This is a genomic window from Micromonospora sp. MA102, from assembly GCF_025460765.1.
In the GTDB taxonomy this organism is placed as follows: Bacteria; Actinomycetota; Actinomycetes; order Mycobacteriales; family Micromonosporaceae; genus Micromonospora; species Micromonospora halotolerans.
Map to the genome: position 1 here is coordinate 439896 of NZ_JAMWEG010000003.1, position 16392 is coordinate 456287.

14 protein-coding genes are annotated in these 16392 nt (G+C 76.1%); 8 read left to right on the plus strand and 6 right to left on the minus strand.

What is annotated here, in order from left to right; genetic code table 11:
* Window positions 1-49: 49 nt before the first annotated feature.
* Window positions 50-799 carry an SDR family NAD(P)-dependent oxidoreductase gene (locus NFX44_RS08640; protein WP_262282982.1) on the plus strand — a complete coding sequence of 250 codons (750 nt, stop codon included), beginning with the start codon at window positions 50-52 and terminating at the stop codon, window positions 797-799.
* A gap of 60 nt (window positions 800-859) precedes the next feature.
* Here the strand turns inward: NFX44_RS08640 and NFX44_RS08645 are convergent, their stop codons facing one another.
* Window positions 860-1678, minus strand: a complete 819-nt coding sequence (locus tag NFX44_RS08645) for a hypothetical protein (RefSeq protein ID WP_262282983.1) — start codon at window positions 1676-1678, stop codon at window positions 860-862.
* A 141-nt stretch (window positions 1679-1819) separates the two neighbouring features.
* Here NFX44_RS08645 and NFX44_RS08650 point away from each other — a divergent pair, with 141 nt between their 5' ends.
* From NFX44_RS08650 to NFX44_RS08665, 4 genes are all read left to right on the plus strand, one after another.
* Window positions 1820-3658, plus strand: coding sequence for an AfsR/SARP family transcriptional regulator (locus tag NFX44_RS08650; protein WP_262282984.1), 1839 nt, complete (start codon window positions 1820-1822; stop codon window positions 3656-3658).
* Window positions 3659-3667: 9 nt separating this feature from the next.
* Window positions 3668-5788 carry a RecQ family ATP-dependent DNA helicase gene (locus NFX44_RS08655; RefSeq protein WP_262282985.1) on the plus strand — a complete coding sequence of 707 codons (2121 nt, stop codon included), beginning with the start codon at window positions 3668-3670 and terminating at the stop codon, window positions 5786-5788.
* Window positions 5789-5897: 109 nt separating this feature from the next.
* Entirely contained in the window at window positions 5898-6128 is a 231-nt protein-coding gene (locus NFX44_RS08660) for a heavy-metal-associated domain-containing protein (RefSeq protein WP_262282986.1), read from the plus strand.
* On the plus strand, window positions 6121-7137 hold the full coding sequence (locus NFX44_RS08665) for a hypothetical protein (protein WP_262282987.1): 1017 nt from the start codon (window positions 6121-6123) through the stop codon (window positions 7135-7137). Before NFX44_RS08660 ends, NFX44_RS08665 begins: the two co-directional genes overlap by 8 nt.
* A 4-nt stretch (window positions 7138-7141) precedes the next feature.
* Here NFX44_RS08665 and NFX44_RS08670 read toward each other — a convergent pair whose 3' ends face one another.
* Window positions 7142-7561 (minus strand): helix-turn-helix domain-containing protein, encoded by a 420-nt coding sequence (locus NFX44_RS08670; protein WP_262282988.1) that lies wholly within the window; start codon window positions 7559-7561, stop codon window positions 7142-7144.
* Window positions 7562-7754: 193 nt separating this feature from the next.
* Here NFX44_RS08670 and NFX44_RS08675 point away from each other — a divergent pair, with 193 nt between their 5' ends.
* Complete coding sequence (locus NFX44_RS08675) at window positions 7755-8186, plus strand: hypothetical protein (protein WP_262282989.1); 432 nt, start codon at window positions 7755-7757, stop codon at window positions 8184-8186.
* Here the strand turns inward: NFX44_RS08675 and NFX44_RS08680 are convergent.
* Both NFX44_RS08680 and NFX44_RS08685 read right to left on the minus strand, forming a co-directional pair.
* On the minus strand, window positions 8183-9331 hold the full coding sequence (locus NFX44_RS08680; RefSeq protein ID WP_262282990.1) for an SAM-dependent methyltransferase: 1149 nt from the start codon (window positions 9329-9331) through the stop codon (window positions 8183-8185). The genes NFX44_RS08675 and NFX44_RS08680 overlap by 4 nt on opposite strands.
* A 259-nt stretch (window positions 9332-9590) precedes the next feature.
* On the minus strand, window positions 9591-11258 hold the full coding sequence (locus NFX44_RS08685) for a DEAD/DEAH box helicase (protein ID WP_262282991.1): 1668 nt from the start codon (window positions 11256-11258) through the stop codon (window positions 9591-9593).
* A gap of 297 nt (window positions 11259-11555) precedes the next feature.
* On the opposite strand from NFX44_RS08685, the gene NFX44_RS08690 reads away from it, so the two are divergent.
* Window positions 11556-12197 carry a ferritin-like domain-containing protein gene (locus tag NFX44_RS08690; protein WP_262282992.1) on the plus strand — a complete coding sequence of 214 codons (642 nt, stop codon included), beginning with the start codon at window positions 11556-11558 and terminating at the stop codon, window positions 12195-12197.
* Window positions 12198-12278: 81 nt separating this feature from the next.
* On the opposite strand, the gene NFX44_RS08695 is transcribed toward NFX44_RS08690, so the two are convergent.
* Both NFX44_RS08695 and NFX44_RS08700 read right to left on the minus strand, forming a co-directional pair.
* Window positions 12279-12506 carry a DUF3107 domain-containing protein gene (locus NFX44_RS08695; RefSeq protein ID WP_262282993.1) on the minus strand — a complete coding sequence of 76 codons (228 nt, stop codon included), beginning with the start codon at window positions 12504-12506 and terminating at the stop codon, window positions 12279-12281.
* Between the two features lie 65 nt (window positions 12507-12571).
* On the minus strand, window positions 12572-13210 hold the full coding sequence (locus NFX44_RS08700) for a TetR/AcrR family transcriptional regulator (protein ID WP_262282994.1): 639 nt from the start codon (window positions 13208-13210) through the stop codon (window positions 12572-12574).
* A 149-nt stretch (window positions 13211-13359) separates the two neighbouring features.
* On the opposite strand from NFX44_RS08700, the gene NFX44_RS08705 reads away from it, so the two are divergent.
* Window positions 13360-16377: a hypothetical protein gene (locus NFX44_RS08705; protein WP_262282995.1), complete on the plus strand. Its 3018-nt coding sequence runs from the start codon at window positions 13360-13362 to the stop codon at window positions 16375-16377.
* Window positions 16378-16392 lie beyond the last annotated feature (15 nt).

Genomic DNA, 16392 nt, shown 5'->3' on the forward strand with positions numbered 1-16392 from the left:
GTCGATGGCGATAACTTCATGATCAACGGAAGTCGAGCGGGAGGTGGGCATGGCGGAGAGCAGGCTGGCCGTGGTCAGCGGGGGTGGCACCGGGATCGGGGCCGCCGTCGCGCGAGGGCTCGTTGACGACGGGTACGACATCGTGATCGTCGGGCGGCGCGGGGACGTTCTCGCCGAGGCCGCCGCGCGGATCTCGGAGGAGGCCGGGCGGGCGGGTGCCGTCACCGCAGTGGCCGCCGACCTGACCGATCCGGCACAGGTCGCGGCGGTGGTCGAGGCGGTCGGGGAGCGGACCGTCGACGCGGTGGTCAACAACGCCGGCGGTTACCTGGGCGGGCCGACCGACACCCTGGCCGACGTGGCCGGCTGGTGGCGGGCCAACCTGGACGCCAACGTGCTCACCGCGGTCCTCCTCACCGAGGCGCTGCTGCCCGCCCTCCGCCGGCCCGGTGGCCGGGTGGTGCTGCTCAGTTCCATCGCCGCGCAGCGGGGCGGCGGCGGGCCGTACTCGGCGGCGAAGGCCGCCCTGCACGGCTGGGCGTACGACCTGGCCGCGCAGCTCGGTCCGGAACAGATCACGGTCAACGTGGTCAGCCCCGGGTACGTGGCCGAGACCGAGTTCTTCGGCGACCGGATGACCCCGGAGGGGCACGCCAAGCGGGTGGCCGCCACGCTGGTCGGCCGGGCCGGCGTGCCGGACGACATCGCGGCGGCTGTCCGCTACCTGGTCGGCCCGTCCGCCGGCTACGTCACCGGCCAGGTGTTCGGCGTGAACGGCGGTTCCGTGCTGGGCCGCTGACGGATACGCGAGCAGGGGCGGCGGCCCCCCGTGTGGCCGCCGCCCCTGTCCACGTCGCGGTCAGCCCTTCAACATCTCGTACGCCGACGCGGGCGCCTTCTGCACCTGGTCCCCGGCGGGCGCGGTGAGCTTCGGCGCCTTGCCGAAGTCGTAGTACCGGGCGACCAGCTTCGTGGCCTTCTGCTTGCCGACCGCCGGGATGTCCAGCGTCAGCGTGGTCAGGTTGCCGTCCGGGCCGACCACCGCGGTGAACGGCACCTTCTTCGCCGCCTCACCCAGCGCGGCCACGTCCACCCCGCTGAAGGAGTTCTGCACATCGACGTTGTCGGCCAGGTCGGCGAAGCCGGTGTACGTCCCGTTGCCCTTGTCCTCGACCGTCTCCGCGGTCCGGATGATCGCCGCGGTGTTGGCCGGGTCGGCGCCGTCGTAGACCGGGATCTCCGAGGCGTCGTCCAGCTTGGTCCGGTCCAGCGCCATCCAGCGCTTCGGCAGCTTCAGCATGTCGTGCAGGCCGGCGGCGCCGGTCAGCTTCACCCGCATCCAGACGTCCTCGTCGATGAGCCGGAACGTGATGTTCATGGTGAACTCCGGGTCGTCGTTCTTCTCCGACATCCCCAGCTCCACGGCGTGCGCGGCCGGGTCCACCACGCCGGTCAGCTTGTCGGCGCCGTCGACCGTGGAGAAGCGGAAGGCCGGATCCTTCTCGTCCGGCACGGCGGCCAGCAGCGCGGCCTTCGGGTCGGCCGACGGGGACGGGGTCGGGTCGGAACCGGTGCTCGCGCCGGTGCCGCACCCCGCGGCCAGTGCGGTGGTGGCCAGCACGGCGGTCGCGAGGGCGACCCGCCGGAAGGTGGCGGCGGTGCCGGTACGCTGCGTCATCTCGTTTGACTCACTTTCCCAGGTGGCTGTTGCACCTGGATCAGATCGGCCGCCACGGCCGTCCCGCTGCCGTTATGCTGCCGTCCGACTGCCGCGGGCCGGCGCGGCGGGGCGACCGGGGGTACAGGAGCGGAAACTCGCATGTCAGAGGCGTTGCGCTTCGAGATCCTCGGCCCGCAACGGGCCTGGTACGCGGACCGCCCGCTCGACCTCGGCCCCGGCAAGCAGCGGGCCGTGCTGGCCGTGCTGCTGCTCGCCGCGGGCCGTCCCGTCCCGACCGGGCAGATCGTCGACGCGGTCTGGCCCGAGGAACCCCCGGCGAACGGCCCGAACGTGGTGCAGAAGTACGTTGCCGGGCTGCGCCGGGTGCTCGAACCCGACCGGTCGCCGCGCACACCGGGGCAGGTGCTGACCCTCACCGACGCCGGCTACCTGCTGCGGATCCCACCGGAGGCGGTGGACGCCGTCCGCTTCGAGCGGGGCGTGCACCGGGCCCGCCAGTGGCACGCGGCCGGGCGTACCGAGGACGCGCTCGCCGAGGTGACCGCCGCCCTGGAGCGGTGGCAGGGTGAGCCGTTCACCGGGTTCGCCGGCCCGTACTTCGACGCGGCGCGGCACCGGCTGGTGGAGCTGCGGGCCGTCGCCCTGGAGACGCGCACCGATCTGGAGCTGGCCGGCGGCCGGCACGGCGAGCTGGTCGGCCGGCTCGTCGAGCTGGTGGCCGAGTTCCCGGTCCGGGAGCGGCTGCGCCACCAGCTCATGCTGGCCCTGCACCGCAGCGGCCGGCAGGCCGAGGCGCTCGCTGCCTACCGCGACTTCGCCGACCTGCTCCGCGAGGAGTACGGCATCGAGCCCGGCGAGGCCCTCCAGGATCTGCACCGGCGCATCCTCCGCTCCGATCCCACCCTCCTCCCGCCGTCGGCGCCCACCGCCCCGGCCCCGACAACCGCCCCGCCCGCGCCGTCCGCGGTCCCGCCCGCCCCGCCCGCCGCCCCGCCCGCGCCGGAGGCCGTGCCGGCTCCCCGGGCCGGTGGCGTCCCCGATGCCGGCGGGCCGGTCCCGCCGGACGGGGCGCTGGCGCCCGCGCCGGAAGCGGCTCCCGTCGGGACGGTGCCCACCGCCTCGACCCGGGACGCCCCCGGACCGGCCCCCGCTCCCACCCCGACCCCGCCGGCCCCGCCGGGCTGGGGCGGCGCCGGGCCGGTGGCCCCGGTCCCGCACGCCCTCCTGGTCGCCATGAACCAGCCGACCGATGCGCCGGCCGAACGACGGTCACCCGGGTGGGTTCGGCTCGCCGCGACGGTCGCCGGCACCGCGACCGTGCTCGTGTCGTTCGGCTCGCTCACCTGGGCGGTGGTCCTCGGGTACGCGCTGTGGCGGCGGAGCTGGCGGCTGGCGCTGGCCGGCCTGGGCTACTTCCTGCTCGTCCTCAGCGTGTTCGTCCTCGCGGTCACGACGCCGGAAAACGAGGAGCCGACCGACGGCGAGACGCTCTACTTCGTCATCGCGATGGGCATCTGCTGGCTGCTCGGCGCGGCGCACGTGGTGCTGCTCAACCCCACCCTCTGGGCGGCCATCGGCGAGCTGTTCTGGACCGGCCGGCAGCGCACCGACGCGCAGCGGCGGTTGCGCCGCGAGCAGGCCCGCTACCTGCTGCACCATTACCCGGCCGCCCGGGCGGAGCTGCGTATCGGCCGCCCGGACCTGCCCCGCGGCTACGACGACGGCGGCCTGGTGGACGTCAACGCGGTGCCCGAGCCGGTGCTGGCGACGCTGCCCGGGCTGACCGTCGACCAGCGCCGCCAGATCGCGGTCGACCGCTGGCTGCGCGGCCCGTACGGGTCGCTGGAGGAGTTGGCCGGGCGGTGCCACCTGCCGCCCGGCGCGACCGAACTGCTCCGCGACGTGCTGCTCTTCCTGCCGCCCGAGCTACCGCCCGCCCGGCCCTCGACACTCGGCTCCCCGCCGGTCGCCTGGTAGAAATGCCGGATGGGTCAGGATCGGATGGCTGTCCGGGAGCGCGCCGAGGCGGTGCTGCGGCGGCTGGCGGGTGAGCACGCCCGGCTCCGCGAGGACCAGTGGCGGGCCATCGAGGCGCTGGTGGTCGACCGGCGGCGGGTGCTCTGCGTGCAGCGCACCGGCTGGGGCAAGTCGGCCGTCTACTTCGTGGCCACCGCGCTGCTGCGCGAGGGCGGCGAGCACGGCCCCACGGTGATCGTCTCGCCGCTGCTGGCGCTCATGCGCAACCAGGTCGAGTCGGCGGCCCGGGCCGGCATCCGGGCCCGCACCATCAACTCGGCCAACCTCGACGAGTGGGACGAGATCACCGCCGAGATCCACGCCGGGTCGGTGGACGTGCTGCTCATCAGCCCGGAACGCCTCAACAACCCGGACTTCCGGGACGGCGTGCTGCCGAAGCTCGCGGCCACCACCGGGCTGCTCGTGGTGGACGAGGCGCACTGCGTCTCCGACTGGGGGCACGACTTCCGCCCCGACTACCGCCGGCTGCGCACCTTCCTCGCCAACCTGCCCGAGCGGACCCCGGTGCTCGCCACCACGGCCACCGCCAACGCCCGGGTCACCCAGGACGTCGCGGAGCAGCTCGGTGACGCTCTGGTGCTGCGCGGCACCCTCGACCGGGAGTCGCTGCGGCTGGGCGTACTGGATCTGCCGAGCCCGGCGCACCGGCTGGCCTGGCTCGCCGACCACCTGGACCGGCTCCCCGGCTCCGGGATCATCTACACGCTCACCGTGGCGGCGGCCGGCGAGACCGCCGAGTTCCTCCGCGCCCGGGGCTGGTCGGTGGCCGCCTACACCGGTCAGGCCGAGGACGCCGACCGGCGGGCCGCCGAGCAGGACCTGCTCGACAACAAGATCAAGGCGCTGGTGGCCACCAGCGCACTCGGCATGGGCTTCGACAAGCCGGACCTCGGCTTCGTGGTGCACCTGGGCGCGCCGCCCTCGCCGATCGCCTACTACCAGCAGGTCGGCCGGGCCGGCCGGGCCGTCGAGCACGCCGAGGTGCTGCTGCTCCCCGGGGTCGAGGACGCGGCCATCTGGCGGTACTTCGCCTCGCTCGCCTTCCCGCCCGAGGAGCAGGTCCGGGCCGTGCTCGCCGCCCTGGACAGCGAACGGCCGATCTCCACCCAGGCCCTCGAACCGGTGGTCGACCTGCGCCGCGCCCGGCTGGAGCTGATGCTCAAGGTGCTCGACGTGGACGGCGCGGTCCGCCGGGTGCGCGGCGGCTGGCTCGCCACCGGCGAGCCCTGGGTCTACGACGAGGCCCGGTTGCGCCGCGTCGCCGAGGCGCGCACCGCCGAGCAGCAGGCCATGCGGGAGTACGCGGCCACGACCGGCTGCCGGATGCGCTACCTGCGGGAGTGCCTGGACGACGCGGGGGCGGGGGACTGCGGCCGGTGCGACAACTGCGCCGCCCCGCTGTTCGGCACGGACGTGTCCGACGCCGCGCTCACCGCCGCGCAGACCTTCCTGGGCCGCCCCGGCGTGGAGATCGCGCCGAAGAAGCTCTGGCCCACCGGGTTGGAGGCGGTCGGCGTACCCCTGAAGGGGCGCATCGCCCCGGCGGAGCAGGCGCTGCCCGGGCGGGCCGTGGGGCGGCTGTCCGACCTGGGCTGGGGCGGACGGCTGCGCGGCCTGGTCGGGCCGGACGCGGCGGACGGCCCGGTCCCCGACGACGTGGCGGCTGCGGTGGTCGAGGTGCTGAAGGCGTGGGCGCACGGCGACGACCCGTGGCCGCGCAGCCCCGTCGGGGTGATCGCGGTCGGCTCCCGCACCCGGCCGCTGCTGGTCGGTTCGCTCGCCGAGCGGATCGCCGCGGTGGGCCGGCTGCCGCTGCTCGGCCGGGTCGTTCCCACCGGCCCGTCGGGGCTCGGCGGGCCGCGCGGCAACAGCGCCCAGCGGGTACGCGCGCTGCACGACGCCTTCGCGGTGCCCGCCGACCTGGCCGACGCGCTGCCCGGGCTGGACGGGCCGGTGCTGCTCGTCGACGACCTGGTCGACTCGGGCTGGACCATGAGCATGGTGGCCCGCCTGCTGCGCCGGGCCGGCGCGCCAGACGTGCTGCCGCTGGCCCTCGCGGTGGCCGGCTGAACCGTCGCCCGGCGGGTGCGGAAAGTTCCGGCCGGTCCGGGAATGCGAGCGTCGCCACCGTCGGCGGACCACCGGCGGGCCGGGGGCCCGACGGCGGTACCGTGGGCGCATGACCGAGCAGCGACCCGTCGTCCAGACGTACGCCGTCACCGGGATGACCTGCGAACACTGCGTCCGTGCGGTCACCGAGGAGCTGTCCGCCCTGCCGGGCGTCGAGGAGGTCCGGATCGACCTCACCGCCGGCACGGCCACGGTCACCAGCGCCGCGCCGCTGGGCATCGACTCCGTCCGCGCCGCCGTCGACGAGGCGGGTTACGAGCTGGTCTCCGGCGTTGCCTGAGTCACCGCCCCTCGCCGGCCCCGACACGACGGTCACCGACGCGCCGGTCACCGACGACGCGCCGGTCGCCGGTGCGCGGGCGGCCGGCGGGCCCGTCGAGGTGGACCGGTCGACGCTGCGGCTCGCCCTCGTGGTGGGTGGACTGGTGCTCGCCGTGCTGCTCGGCTTCGGTCTCGGCCGGCTCAACCCGCCGCCGAACCCGACCCGCACCGGGGCGGCGGCGGTGGCCGCCGAGCACAGCCACGCCCCCGGCACCGGGGCGCACTCGCACGGCGGGGCCACCGTCACCCAGGGCGGCGACGCCGACGCGGCCGGGCTGTCGATCAGCTCGGCCGGCTACACGCTCGCCCCGTCGGGCGTGGAGTTCACCCCCGGCCGGGCGGGTGAGCTGCGGTTCCAGATCAAGGACGAGCGGCGGCGGGCGGTCACCCGGTTCGCCGTCGTGCACGACAAGCCGATGCACCTCATCGTGGTGCGCCGCGACCTCACCGGCTATCAGCACCTGCACCCGACGATGGCCGCCGACGGCACCTGGTCGGTGCCGCTGACGCTGGCCGAGCCGGGCGCCTGGCGGGCGTACGCGGACTTCACCGCGGTCGCCGACGACGGCCGGCAGACCGCCGTGACCCTCGGCGCCGACCTGGCCGCGCCCGGCGGGTACGCGCCCCGGCCGCTGCCCGCCCCGGCCACCTCGGCCACGGTCGACGGGTTCACGGTCGGCTACGCGGGCACCCCCACCGTGGGGCAGTCGGTGCCGCTGCGGTTCCGGGTCACCGGGTCCGGCGGCGCGGCCGCGCCGCTGCAGCCCTACCTCGGCGCGTACGGTCACCTGGTCGCGCTCCGCGAGGGCGACCTCGGCTACCTGCACGTGCACCCCGAGCCGGTGCGGGACGGCGACGCGGTGACCTTCTGGCTGACCGCGCCCGGGCCGGGCCGCTACCGGATGTTCCTCGACTTCCAGGTCGGCGGCGTGGTGCGCACGGCCGCGTTCACCGTGACGGTGGCCTGAGCCGTCAGCCCGCCCGGCGGACCGGGCGGCGGGCCAGGTAGCGGAGCAGGTCGCGGATGTGGTGCTTCTCCTCGGCGGGGACGTTCGGATCGGCCAACCGTTCCAGGATCACCCGGACGTCGGCCTCCACCGGGCCGTCCTCGGCACCCCGGCGGCGCGGGGCGGCGCCGGCGTCGGGCAGGCCCAGCGCGCGGAACGCGGCCGCCACCGGCAGGTCGAGGGCGGCGCAGAAGCCGCGCACCTTGGCCAGTTCGGGGTAGTCCTGCCAGTCGCCGGCCAGCCAACGGAACACGGTCGACCGCCCCACGCCGGTGTGCGTGGCGAGATCGGTCACCGTCCAGCCGCGTTCCTCGCGGGCGTCATCGATGGCGCGTCGCACGAACCGCGCGAAGGCCATCTGCGGCGAAACCTCTGCGGAGCCCATCCCCGGGGTCAGTCCCTTTCCGCCGGAGCACCCGACTATGGGCACCGAGCCTAGTACGCCCGCACGGATAAGTAACTGACTGATCGGTCGGAAGGTCCCGTGGGCGGGACCGCTACGGGCATAGACAGTTGTGAGTCGTCAACTAAACTCGACGGACCCGTTGAGCAGCGAATGACCGACGACGAGGAGCAGCATGGCCGAGCCGGACCGTCCCGTGCCCTACCGCCCGGGCGCGATCAGCCTCTTCTTCGTGGCCAAGGCCGGCGTGTTCGCTCTCGGCTTCTGGATCTGGCTGCTGGTGCTGGCGGTGCGCGGCGGCCCGGCGACCGGCGTGCACCTCATCGCCGCCACCGGAGCGATCACCACGACGCTTGTCGGCGTGGTTCTGGGCGCGCGGATGGCGCTCCAGCACAGCGCCGCCGTCCGCCACGCCGAGCTGAAGCGGTTGCTGGTCGACATCTCGTGGAACGCGTTCGCCGCCGCCGGAAACGCCGACGAGTCGGGGAAGGTGGTGCCGTTCCCGACCGGGTCGCCGGAGGCCGACCGGTCCGGCAACCGGGGGCCCGGCGACCGGGTGCCCGCGTTCGAGCGGGGGGAGCGCAACCGGGGTGACCGCCGCCGCTAGCGGCGGTCGGCGAGCAGCGTCTCCAGCCGGGGCGTCACACCCCACTGGTCGACGAGCTGGCGATATTCGGCGCGCTGGTCGTCGGTCGGCGCGCCACCGGTGCGCCGCGCCCGGATCAGCAGGTTGCGCGGGGTGTGCCGGGAGTCGACGAACTCCACCACCTCGGCGCGGTAGCCGTTCAGCCGGAGCAGGCCGGCGCGCAGCGCGTCGGTGAGCACGTCGGCGAACCGCTCGCGCAGGATGCCCTGCCGGGTGAGCAGCTCGTACGGCGTCGGGGCGGGGCGGGACCGGAGCTGGGCGGCCACGTCGTGGTGGCAGCACGGCGCGGCGAGCACCCAGCGGGCGTCCCAGCGCAGCGCGCGGGCCAGCGCCTCGTCGGTCGCCGTGTCGCAGGCGTGCAGCGCCAGCACCAGGTCCGGAGCCGGCTCGACCTGCGCGTCGGCGATCGTGCCGGCCACGAAGCTCACCCGGTCGGCCCAGCCCAGCCGCTCGGCCAGCTCGGTGTTGCGCCGGCGCTGGTCCTCGCGGACGTCCACCCCGACCAGCGTCACGTCCAGCCCCCGCTGGGTCAGGTAGCGGTGCGCCGCGAAGGTCAGGTAGGCGTTGCCGCAGCCGAGATCGACCACGCGCAGCGGCCCGGTGAGGTCGTCCGGCAGGGTGGCCGCCAGCGCCCGGAGGAACGCGTCCACCTGCCGGCGCTTGGCCGCCGAGCCGCCGATCTCGGCGAAGATCGGGTCGCCCGGGTCGAGCAGCCAGTCCTTGGCCCGGTCGTGGCCGCCCGGCTCCGGTGCCGGCCGGCTCGCCGCCGCCCGGTGCACCTGCGCCTCGCCCGACTTGGTCACCCGGAGCTGGAGCGTGCTGTCGGCGGTCTCCACGTGCCAGTTGCCGAAGGGCTCGGCCAGCAGCGCGTCGACCGCCACGTCGGCCTCCGCGCCCGGTGCCACGTTCCGGGTGTACGGGCGGGCCCCGTCGGAGGTCGAGATCTGGAGCCGCGGGCCGCCCTTCAGGGTGACCGGACGCAGCTCGGCGCGGACCACCGAGGGGCGCTGGCCACGGCGACGCCCGGCGGCGACCGCCCGGGTCAGGGCGGGGTCGAGCAGCAGCGCCCGCACCTCGCTCAGCGCGGCGTCCAGCGGTTCCGGCATGGCTTCCTCTTCCTTCTCTCGGCCGCCGCCTTCCGGGCCGGCCGGCCGTGCGTGGTCCCGCCGCCCGCCCGGCAGCGGAGGACGGTCGCCTCCCGGGCCCGGCCCGGGTCAGGCGGCGCGCTTCCGCTCTCTGCCCTGGAGGCGACACCGGACGGCCGACAGTGTGGCGCCGGCCGCAGCGGAGCGAAGGCGGTGGCTACAGGCGACGATCCCCCCGCACCGGAGGCCGGTGCGGGGGGATGTCAGGGTCTCGCGCAGGTCAGTCGGCGGTCGCCTCGGCCGGCGTACCGGTGCCACCGCCACTGCCACCACGGCGGCGCCGGCGGCGGCGCGGCTTGGTGGCCGACTCGCCCTCGACGGCCGCGGCGGCCGGCTCGGCACCACCCTCGGCGGAGATCACCGCGGTGGGCTCGCCGGCGACCGTCTCGCCGGCCCGGCGGCGCCGGCGGCGACGCGGGCTGCGGGCACCCTCCTCGGCGGACGCCTCGGTGGGCGCGCCCTCGGCGGGGGCGTCGGCGTCGTCGCCGCGACCCCGGCGGCGCTCCCGGCTCCGGCCGTCGCCCCGGCTCTCGCCCCGGCCGTCGCTACGCCGCGAGCCGCGCTCGCCGCGCCGCGACCGGCCACCGCCCAGGTCCTCCTCGGCCTCGGCCGACAGGCCGGCGCGGGTGCGCTCGGCGGTCGGCAGGGTGCCGCTGACGTCCCGGGAGATGTCCAGGTCGGTGTAGAGGTGCGCGGAGGTGTGGTAGGTCTCCGGCGGCTCGGGCATGTCGAGCCCGAGGGTCTTGTCGATGATCCGCCAGCGGGGCATGTCGTCCCAGTCGACGAAGGTCACCGCGACACCGGACGCCCCGGCCCGGCCGGTGCGGCCGATCCGGTGGGTGTAGGTGTCCTGGTCCTCGGGGCAGTCGTAGTTGATGACGTGCGTGACGCCGGTGACGTCGAGGCCGCGGGCCGCCACGTCGGTGGCGACCAGGATGTCGATCTTGCCGGCCCGGAACGCCCGCAGCGCCCGCTCCCGCGCCCCCTGACCCAGGTCACCGTGGACGGCGGCGACCGCGAAACCGCGGAAGTCGAGGTCCTCGGCCACCCGGTCGGCGGCCCGCTTGGTGCGGGTGAAGATCATGGTCAGCCCGCGGCCCTCCGCCTGGAGGATGCGCGCCACGATCTCGACCTTGTTCATCGAGTGGGTGCGGTAGACCAGCTGCTGGGTCTGCGGCGACGGGCCGGTCTCGGCGGTGTGCCCGGCGTGGATCGTCACCGGCCGGCGCAGGAAGCGCCGGGACAGCGCGACGATCGGGTCCGGCATGGTGGCCGAGAAGAGCATGGTCTGCCGGTCCTCCGGCAGCATCGCCAGGATCTTCTCGACGTCGTCCAGGAAGCCCAGGTCGAGCATCCGGTCGGCCTCGTCGAGCACCAGCGCGTGCACCCGGTCCAGCCGGAGGTGCTTCTGCTTGGCCAGGTCCAGCAGGCGGCCGGGGGTGCCGACCAGGATCTCGACGCCCTTGCGCAGCGCGTCGATCTGCGGCTCGTACGCGACGCCGCCGTAGATCGGCAGCACGCGGACGCCCCGGGTGCGGCCCGCGGCGTCGAGGTCCTTGGCGACCTGCAGGCCCAGCTCACGGGTGGGGACGACGACCAGTGCCTGCGGCACGCCGTCGCTGCCCTCGGAGGGCGCGAAGACGCGCTCCAGCAGCGGGATGCCGAAGCCGAGGGTCTTGCCGGTGCCGGTCGGCGCCTGGCCGATCAGGTCGACGCCGCGCAGCCCGATCGGCAGCGCGTACTCCTGGATGGCGAACGCGCGGGTGATGCCGGCGGCGGCCAGCGCCTCGACGGTCTCCTGTCGGGCGCCGAGTTCGGCGAAGGTGGGAGCCTCCGGACGGACCGGAGCGGTGGGGGCCAGTTCGTGGCCCTGAATCTGCTCGCTCATATGGATTTGGGGGTGCCCTCTCGTGGTGCGCCCCGTCATGTCCTCAGGGCGCGAACGGTATGGCGCGGGCCACACGGTCGGCGGCGGTTACGCCGAGCCGGACCGGGCCGCACGCGCTCCGGGGGCCGGTGCTGATCAGCTGAGCTGACCGGATCGGTGCCCACGGCAACTGTCTCATCCTACCTGAACTGCCCGGGAGCCGTCCTGATTCCGGGTGACGGCATCGCGCCCGGGGGTGACCGGTGTGACCTGAGTCACTGAAAAGGCTCTCTTGCGTACGGGCGGTAGCCTGCGCTCGTGTCCGCCCCCGACCCCGCCCTGGTCGACCTGCTCGGCCTCGTCGCCTACGGCGAACTGCTCGCCTTCGACCGGCTGGCCGCCGACGCCCGCCTCGCCCCCAACCTGCGCCGCCGGGCCGCGCTGAGCGAGATGGCCGCCGCCGAGATCGCGCACTACCGGTGGATCGCCGACCGGATCACCGCGCTCGGCGTGACACCCGACGAGGCCATGGCCCCCTACGTCGAGGCGTTGCAGGCCTACCACGACTCGACCGAGCCGAAGGACTGGCCGGAGGCGGTGACCAAGGCGTACGTGGGCGACGCCATCAGCGACGACTTCCTGCGCGGGATCGCCGACGGCCTCGACGGACCTGACCGGCGGTTGATCCTCGACGTGCTGCACGACTCGCGGTACGCCGAGTTCGCCGCCGCCGAGATCCGGGCCGCCATCGAGGCCGAACCCCGGGTGGCCAACCGGCTCTCCATGTGGGCCCGGCGGCTGGTCGGCGAGGCCCTCTCCCAGGCCGGTCGGGTCGCCGCCGCCGACCGGGGCGCGCTCACCGCGCTGATCTCCCGGGAGGGCGTGGACGTGCCGGCGCTGTTCCGCCGACTGACCGACGCGCACACCGCGCGAATGACCGCCGCGGGGCTGAACAACTGAACGCCGGGCGCCGCCGTGACGGGCTTCCCGCCACGGCGGGCCGGCCGGGGATGGCAGCCCGCGAGGGCGGGCCGACCGGTATCAGCGGACGGTGAACCCGACCGCGCGGGGCGAGGCCTCCGCGATCTCGACGTAGGCGACCTTCGTGATCGGCACGATGACCCGCCGGCCCTTCTCGTCGGTCAGGGAGAGGGCGCCCTCACCCTTGGCGACGGCGTCGGTCACGATCTGCTCGATCTCGGCCGGCGACTGCGCGCTCTCCAGGACCAGCTCCCGCGGCGCGTACTGCACGCCGATCTTGACCTCCACTGTGCCTCCTCAACTGGGGCGAAAAAGCCACCGTGGGAAGGCTATCCGATCTGGCGGCCCGATGTTCAGGCTGACTCACCTTGCAGCGGGAAGCTGGCGATGCCCCGCCAGGAGAGGGCCGCGACCAGCGCCTCGGCCTCCGCCTTGGGCACCTGGCGACCGCCGGCCAGCCAGAACTGGGCCGCGGTCTCGGCGGCGCCGACCAGGCCGGAGGCGAGCAGCTCGGCGTGGGCCCGGCTCACCCCGGTGTCCGAGATGATGGTGTCGGTGATCGCCGCGATGCAGCCCTGCTCGACCCGCTCCACCCGCTGCCGCACGGCCGGGTCGTTGCGCAGGTCCGACTCGAAGACCAGCCGGAACGCCTCGCTCTCGTGGTCGACGAAGTCGAAGTACGCACGCACCGAGGCGCCGACCCGCTCCTTGTTGTCGTTGGTGCCGCGCATGGCGTCGTGCACCTTCGCCACGATGGCGTCGCAGTGCGTGTCCAGCAGCGCCAGGTAGAGCTCCATCTTGCCCGGGAAGTGCTGGTAGAGCACGGGCTTGGAGACACCTGCCCGCTCGGCGATGTCGTCCATCGCGGCGGCGTGGTAGCCCTGCGCGACGAACACCTGCTGGGCGGCGGCGAGCAGCTGCTTGCGCCGCGCCGAGCGGGGCAGGCGGGTGGGCCGGCCGGCGGTCTGCGCACCGTTCCCCACAGCGGTCATGGGAACCTCCGAGTTTCTGTGTACGAGCCGGCACTTATCACCCGAACCGGTCCGGGTTCGTGAACCCGTCGCGGAATTGGCCCGCCGCTGTAACTTATCGCCACTGTCACCACACGGTAGCCTCAGCGGGGGCGACCAAGGAGCGCACGGTGAGTGAATCAGGGCAACCCGGAGCCGCCACCCCGGGAGAGCACGGCGACGGCACGGGTCAGCAGGACGACCTTGCCCACGCCGGCAGCGGGTGGGCGCCCCCGGCGACCGGCTGGGCCCGGGGCGCGCCGGCGCCCGGCAGCTGGCCCCGCACCGACCTCACCACCGGCTGGGGCGCCTCGTCCCCCCGGCACGGCGACCTCCCGGCCCCGCTGCCCGGCCTGACCGCCGAGGAGCCGCCCGGACGGGCCAACGGCCGCCACGTCAACGGTGTGCACCACGCCGGGGAGGAGCCCCCCGTGACCCGCCAGGCGCCGGTGAGCGCCCCGCCCGCGGACGAGCCGCCGCGGGAGACCGGCGGCGACCGGCTCATCGTGCCGGCCCAGCGGCCGGCGCCCGCGGTCGAGCAGCCGGCCGCCGAGGCGGATCCCGGCCCCTCCCGGCACGTCTCCGACGATCCGCCCGGGCGCGCCGCGCGCTGGGCGGACAGCGGCCCGATCTCCGGGCCGCCGGCCCTCCAGGTGCCGCCGGTCGGCGCCGCCGCCTCCGGCTTCGAGGTGCCCCCCGGTTTCCACGCCCCGACCGCCGACCGGTCCGAACCCGCACCCTCGCTGTCCCGCGGCTGGGCCGACCGCCTCCCGCCGGAGCAGCCCCCGACCGAGCCGCCGCCCGCCGCCGGCCGGGCCGATCACTTCCCCCGGGAACAGCCCCCGGCCGAGGCGCCGTCGCTCTCCCGGGGCTGGGCCGACCGGCCCACCTCTGCGCCGCCCGCCGGCCCCGACGCCGGTGCCGCCGAGGAGCGCCGGCCGGCCGCCGAGCAGCCACGCGCCGCGGCCGGCGACCGGGCCGCCGGGCCGGCCGGGGAACCGCCGTGGTCCGGCCCGGCCTGGAACCGGTCGAGCTGGGGCGAGGGCTGGGCGCCGCCGTGGGCGCGCGAGGACGGGCCGACCGGCCGCCCGGCCGGCGAGGAGGAGCCCGCCGGCCGCCGCGCCGCCCGCGAGGACGAGCCGACCGGCCGCCGCGCCGCCCGCGAGGAGTGGACGCCCGAGCCGGTCCGGCCCTACGAGCCTGCCCGGGTCGAGCCCCCCGCCGGCTACGAGCCGCCGCGCCCGGAGCCGGCCCGCCCCTACGAGCCCGCCCGGGTCGAGCCGCCCGCGGGCTATGAGGCGCCGCGTCCGGAGCCGTCCCGGCCGTACGAGGCGCCCGAGGCCCGCCCCGCGCCCGAGCCGGCCGTCCGGGAGTTCCCCGACCGGCCAACCTGGGCCGGACCGCCCGTGCCGGTGACCCCGTTCAGCGCACCCCCGCACACCACGCCGACCAGCGCGCCGCCCGTGCCCCACGAGGCGCCCACCGGCCCGCCGCCCACCGGCTACCCACCCGCGCCGCCCGTCCGCGCCGCCGAGGAGCGGGAGGCCCGGCCGTACCGGCTGCCGGGCGGGGCCGAGCGGTCGCCCGCCGAACCGGCCGGCCCACCGCCCGTCCCCGTCGACCGCGCCCCCGCACCCACCCCGACCAGCGCGCCTCCGTACGCGGCCCGCCGGTCCGCCCCGGAGCCGCCGCCGGCCGCCGAGGCGGCCGACCTCACCCCGGTGCTGCCGCAGCGCGTCCCCGCCGAGCCGGATGTGCCCGTCGTGCCGGAGCCGCCCGCCGTGGAACCACCCGCCGAGACCCCGGAACTCGCCCGCATCGCCACCCACCTGCGCCGGGACGACGAACCCGCGCCGCTGCGCGAGCGGCCGGAGGGCTTCGACGTCAACGCCATCCTCGACGCCGTCCGCGAGGTGGCCGGCGTGCGGGACGCGGCGCTGCGCCGCACCCCGGCCGGGGCGCATAGCCTCCGGCTGGACCTCGCCGACGGCGCGGACCCGGCCGAGGTGAGCCGGGTGGTCGCCCGGCTGCTCCAGGAGCGGATGGGGCTGGCCGCCGCCCCGCAGAACCTGCCCGGCGCCCCGTCGACCCCGCCGCCCCCGGTCCGCCGCCGGTCGGCCCAGCCGCGCGCCGACCGTCCCGCGGAGCCCCGCCCGGCCGAGGACCGGCCGGACCCGGCGCGACCCGGCCCGCAGTCCCGTCCGGCGGAGGAGCCGCCCGGCCCGGCCCGGTCGGCCCCGCAGTCCCGCCTCGCGGAGGACGTGCCCGGCTCGACCTGGTCGGCTCCGCAGTCCCGTCCGGCGGAGGACGTGCCCGGTCCGGCCTGGTCCACCGCGCGGTCCCGCCCGGCCGGAGACGTGGCCGACCCGAGGCCCGGCCCGGTGGAGGAGTTGACCGGTCCGCAGTCCCGACCGTCCGGAGACCCGGCCGGCCCGCGGTCCGGCCCGAACCGGCCGGCCGAGAACCGGTCCGGTGAGGGCCGGTTCGCGGGGCCCGAGGCGCGCCCCGGCCGGCTCGCCGAGGCGCCGGCCGAGGACACCGACGCGGGGGTCGAGCCGCTGCGCCGCCGCCGGCAGGCCGGCGGCCACCGGGGCCGCGCCGCGGTCGAGGAGTCCTCGCTCGCGACCGCCCCGGCCGGCACACCCACCGGCAGCCCGGCCACGCTCGGCACCTCGTACTCCGGCGGGCAGATGAGCACGACGGAGACCGCGCCGTCGCGACCGCTGGACACCGGCGGCCTGCCCGGGCCCCGGGTGGTGATCGACCACGTCCAGGTGAGCACCTTCGGCCTCGACGCCACCGTGGAGGTCCGCCTGATCGCGGGGGACCACACGGCGGAGGGGCACTCCACCGGGCCGGCCGTCGACGGCTACGTGCTGCGGCTCTGCGCCGTGGCCGCGGCCGCCGCGGTGGACGAACTGCTCGGCCAGGCCGCACCGGCGGGCGAGCGGGGGCGGTGCTTCGTCGAGCACACCGCCGTGGTGCCGTTCGGCAACTGTGAGGTGGCGACCGTCGTCGTGCTGCTGGTCTGCGACGGCTGGGTGGAGCAGTTGGCGGGTTCCGCCCTGGTCGCCGGGGATCCCCGGCAGGCCGTGGTCCGGGCCACCCTGGCCGCGGTGAACCGCCGGCTGGAGGCGCTGCTCGCCTGAGGCGGTGTCGGGCGG

Bases quoted from the DNA above. Each gene is read 5' to 3' on its own strand.
- NFX44_RS08640 (WP_262282982.1), top strand. From the start codon at position 50: ATGGCGGAGAGCAGGCTGGCCGTGGTCAGCGGGGGTGGCACCGGGATC.
- NFX44_RS08645 (WP_262282983.1), bottom strand. From the start codon at position 1,678: ATGACGCAGCGTACCGGCACCGCCGCCACCTTCCGGCGGGTCGCCCTC.
- NFX44_RS08650 (WP_262282984.1), top strand. From the start codon at position 1,820: ATGTCAGAGGCGTTGCGCTTCGAGATCCTCGGCCCGCAACGGGCCTGG.
- NFX44_RS08655 (WP_262282985.1), top strand. From the start codon at position 3,668: ATGGGTCAGGATCGGATGGCTGTCCGGGAGCGCGCCGAGGCGGTGCTG.
- NFX44_RS08660 (WP_262282986.1), top strand. From the start codon at position 5,898: ATGACCGAGCAGCGACCCGTCGTCCAGACGTACGCCGTCACCGGGATG.
- NFX44_RS08670 (WP_262282988.1), bottom strand. From the start codon at position 7,561: ATGGGCTCCGCAGAGGTTTCGCCGCAGATGGCCTTCGCGCGGTTCGTG.
- NFX44_RS08675 (WP_262282989.1), top strand. From the start codon at position 7,755: ATGGCCGAGCCGGACCGTCCCGTGCCCTACCGCCCGGGCGCGATCAGC.
- NFX44_RS08680 (WP_262282990.1), bottom strand. From the start codon at position 9,331: ATGCCGGAACCGCTGGACGCCGCGCTGAGCGAGGTGCGGGCGCTGCTG.
- NFX44_RS08685 (WP_262282991.1), bottom strand. From the start codon at position 11,258: ATGAGCGAGCAGATTCAGGGCCACGAACTGGCCCCCACCGCTCCGGTC.
- NFX44_RS08700 (WP_262282994.1), bottom strand. From the start codon at position 13,210: ATGACCGCTGTGGGGAACGGTGCGCAGACCGCCGGCCGGCCCACCCGC.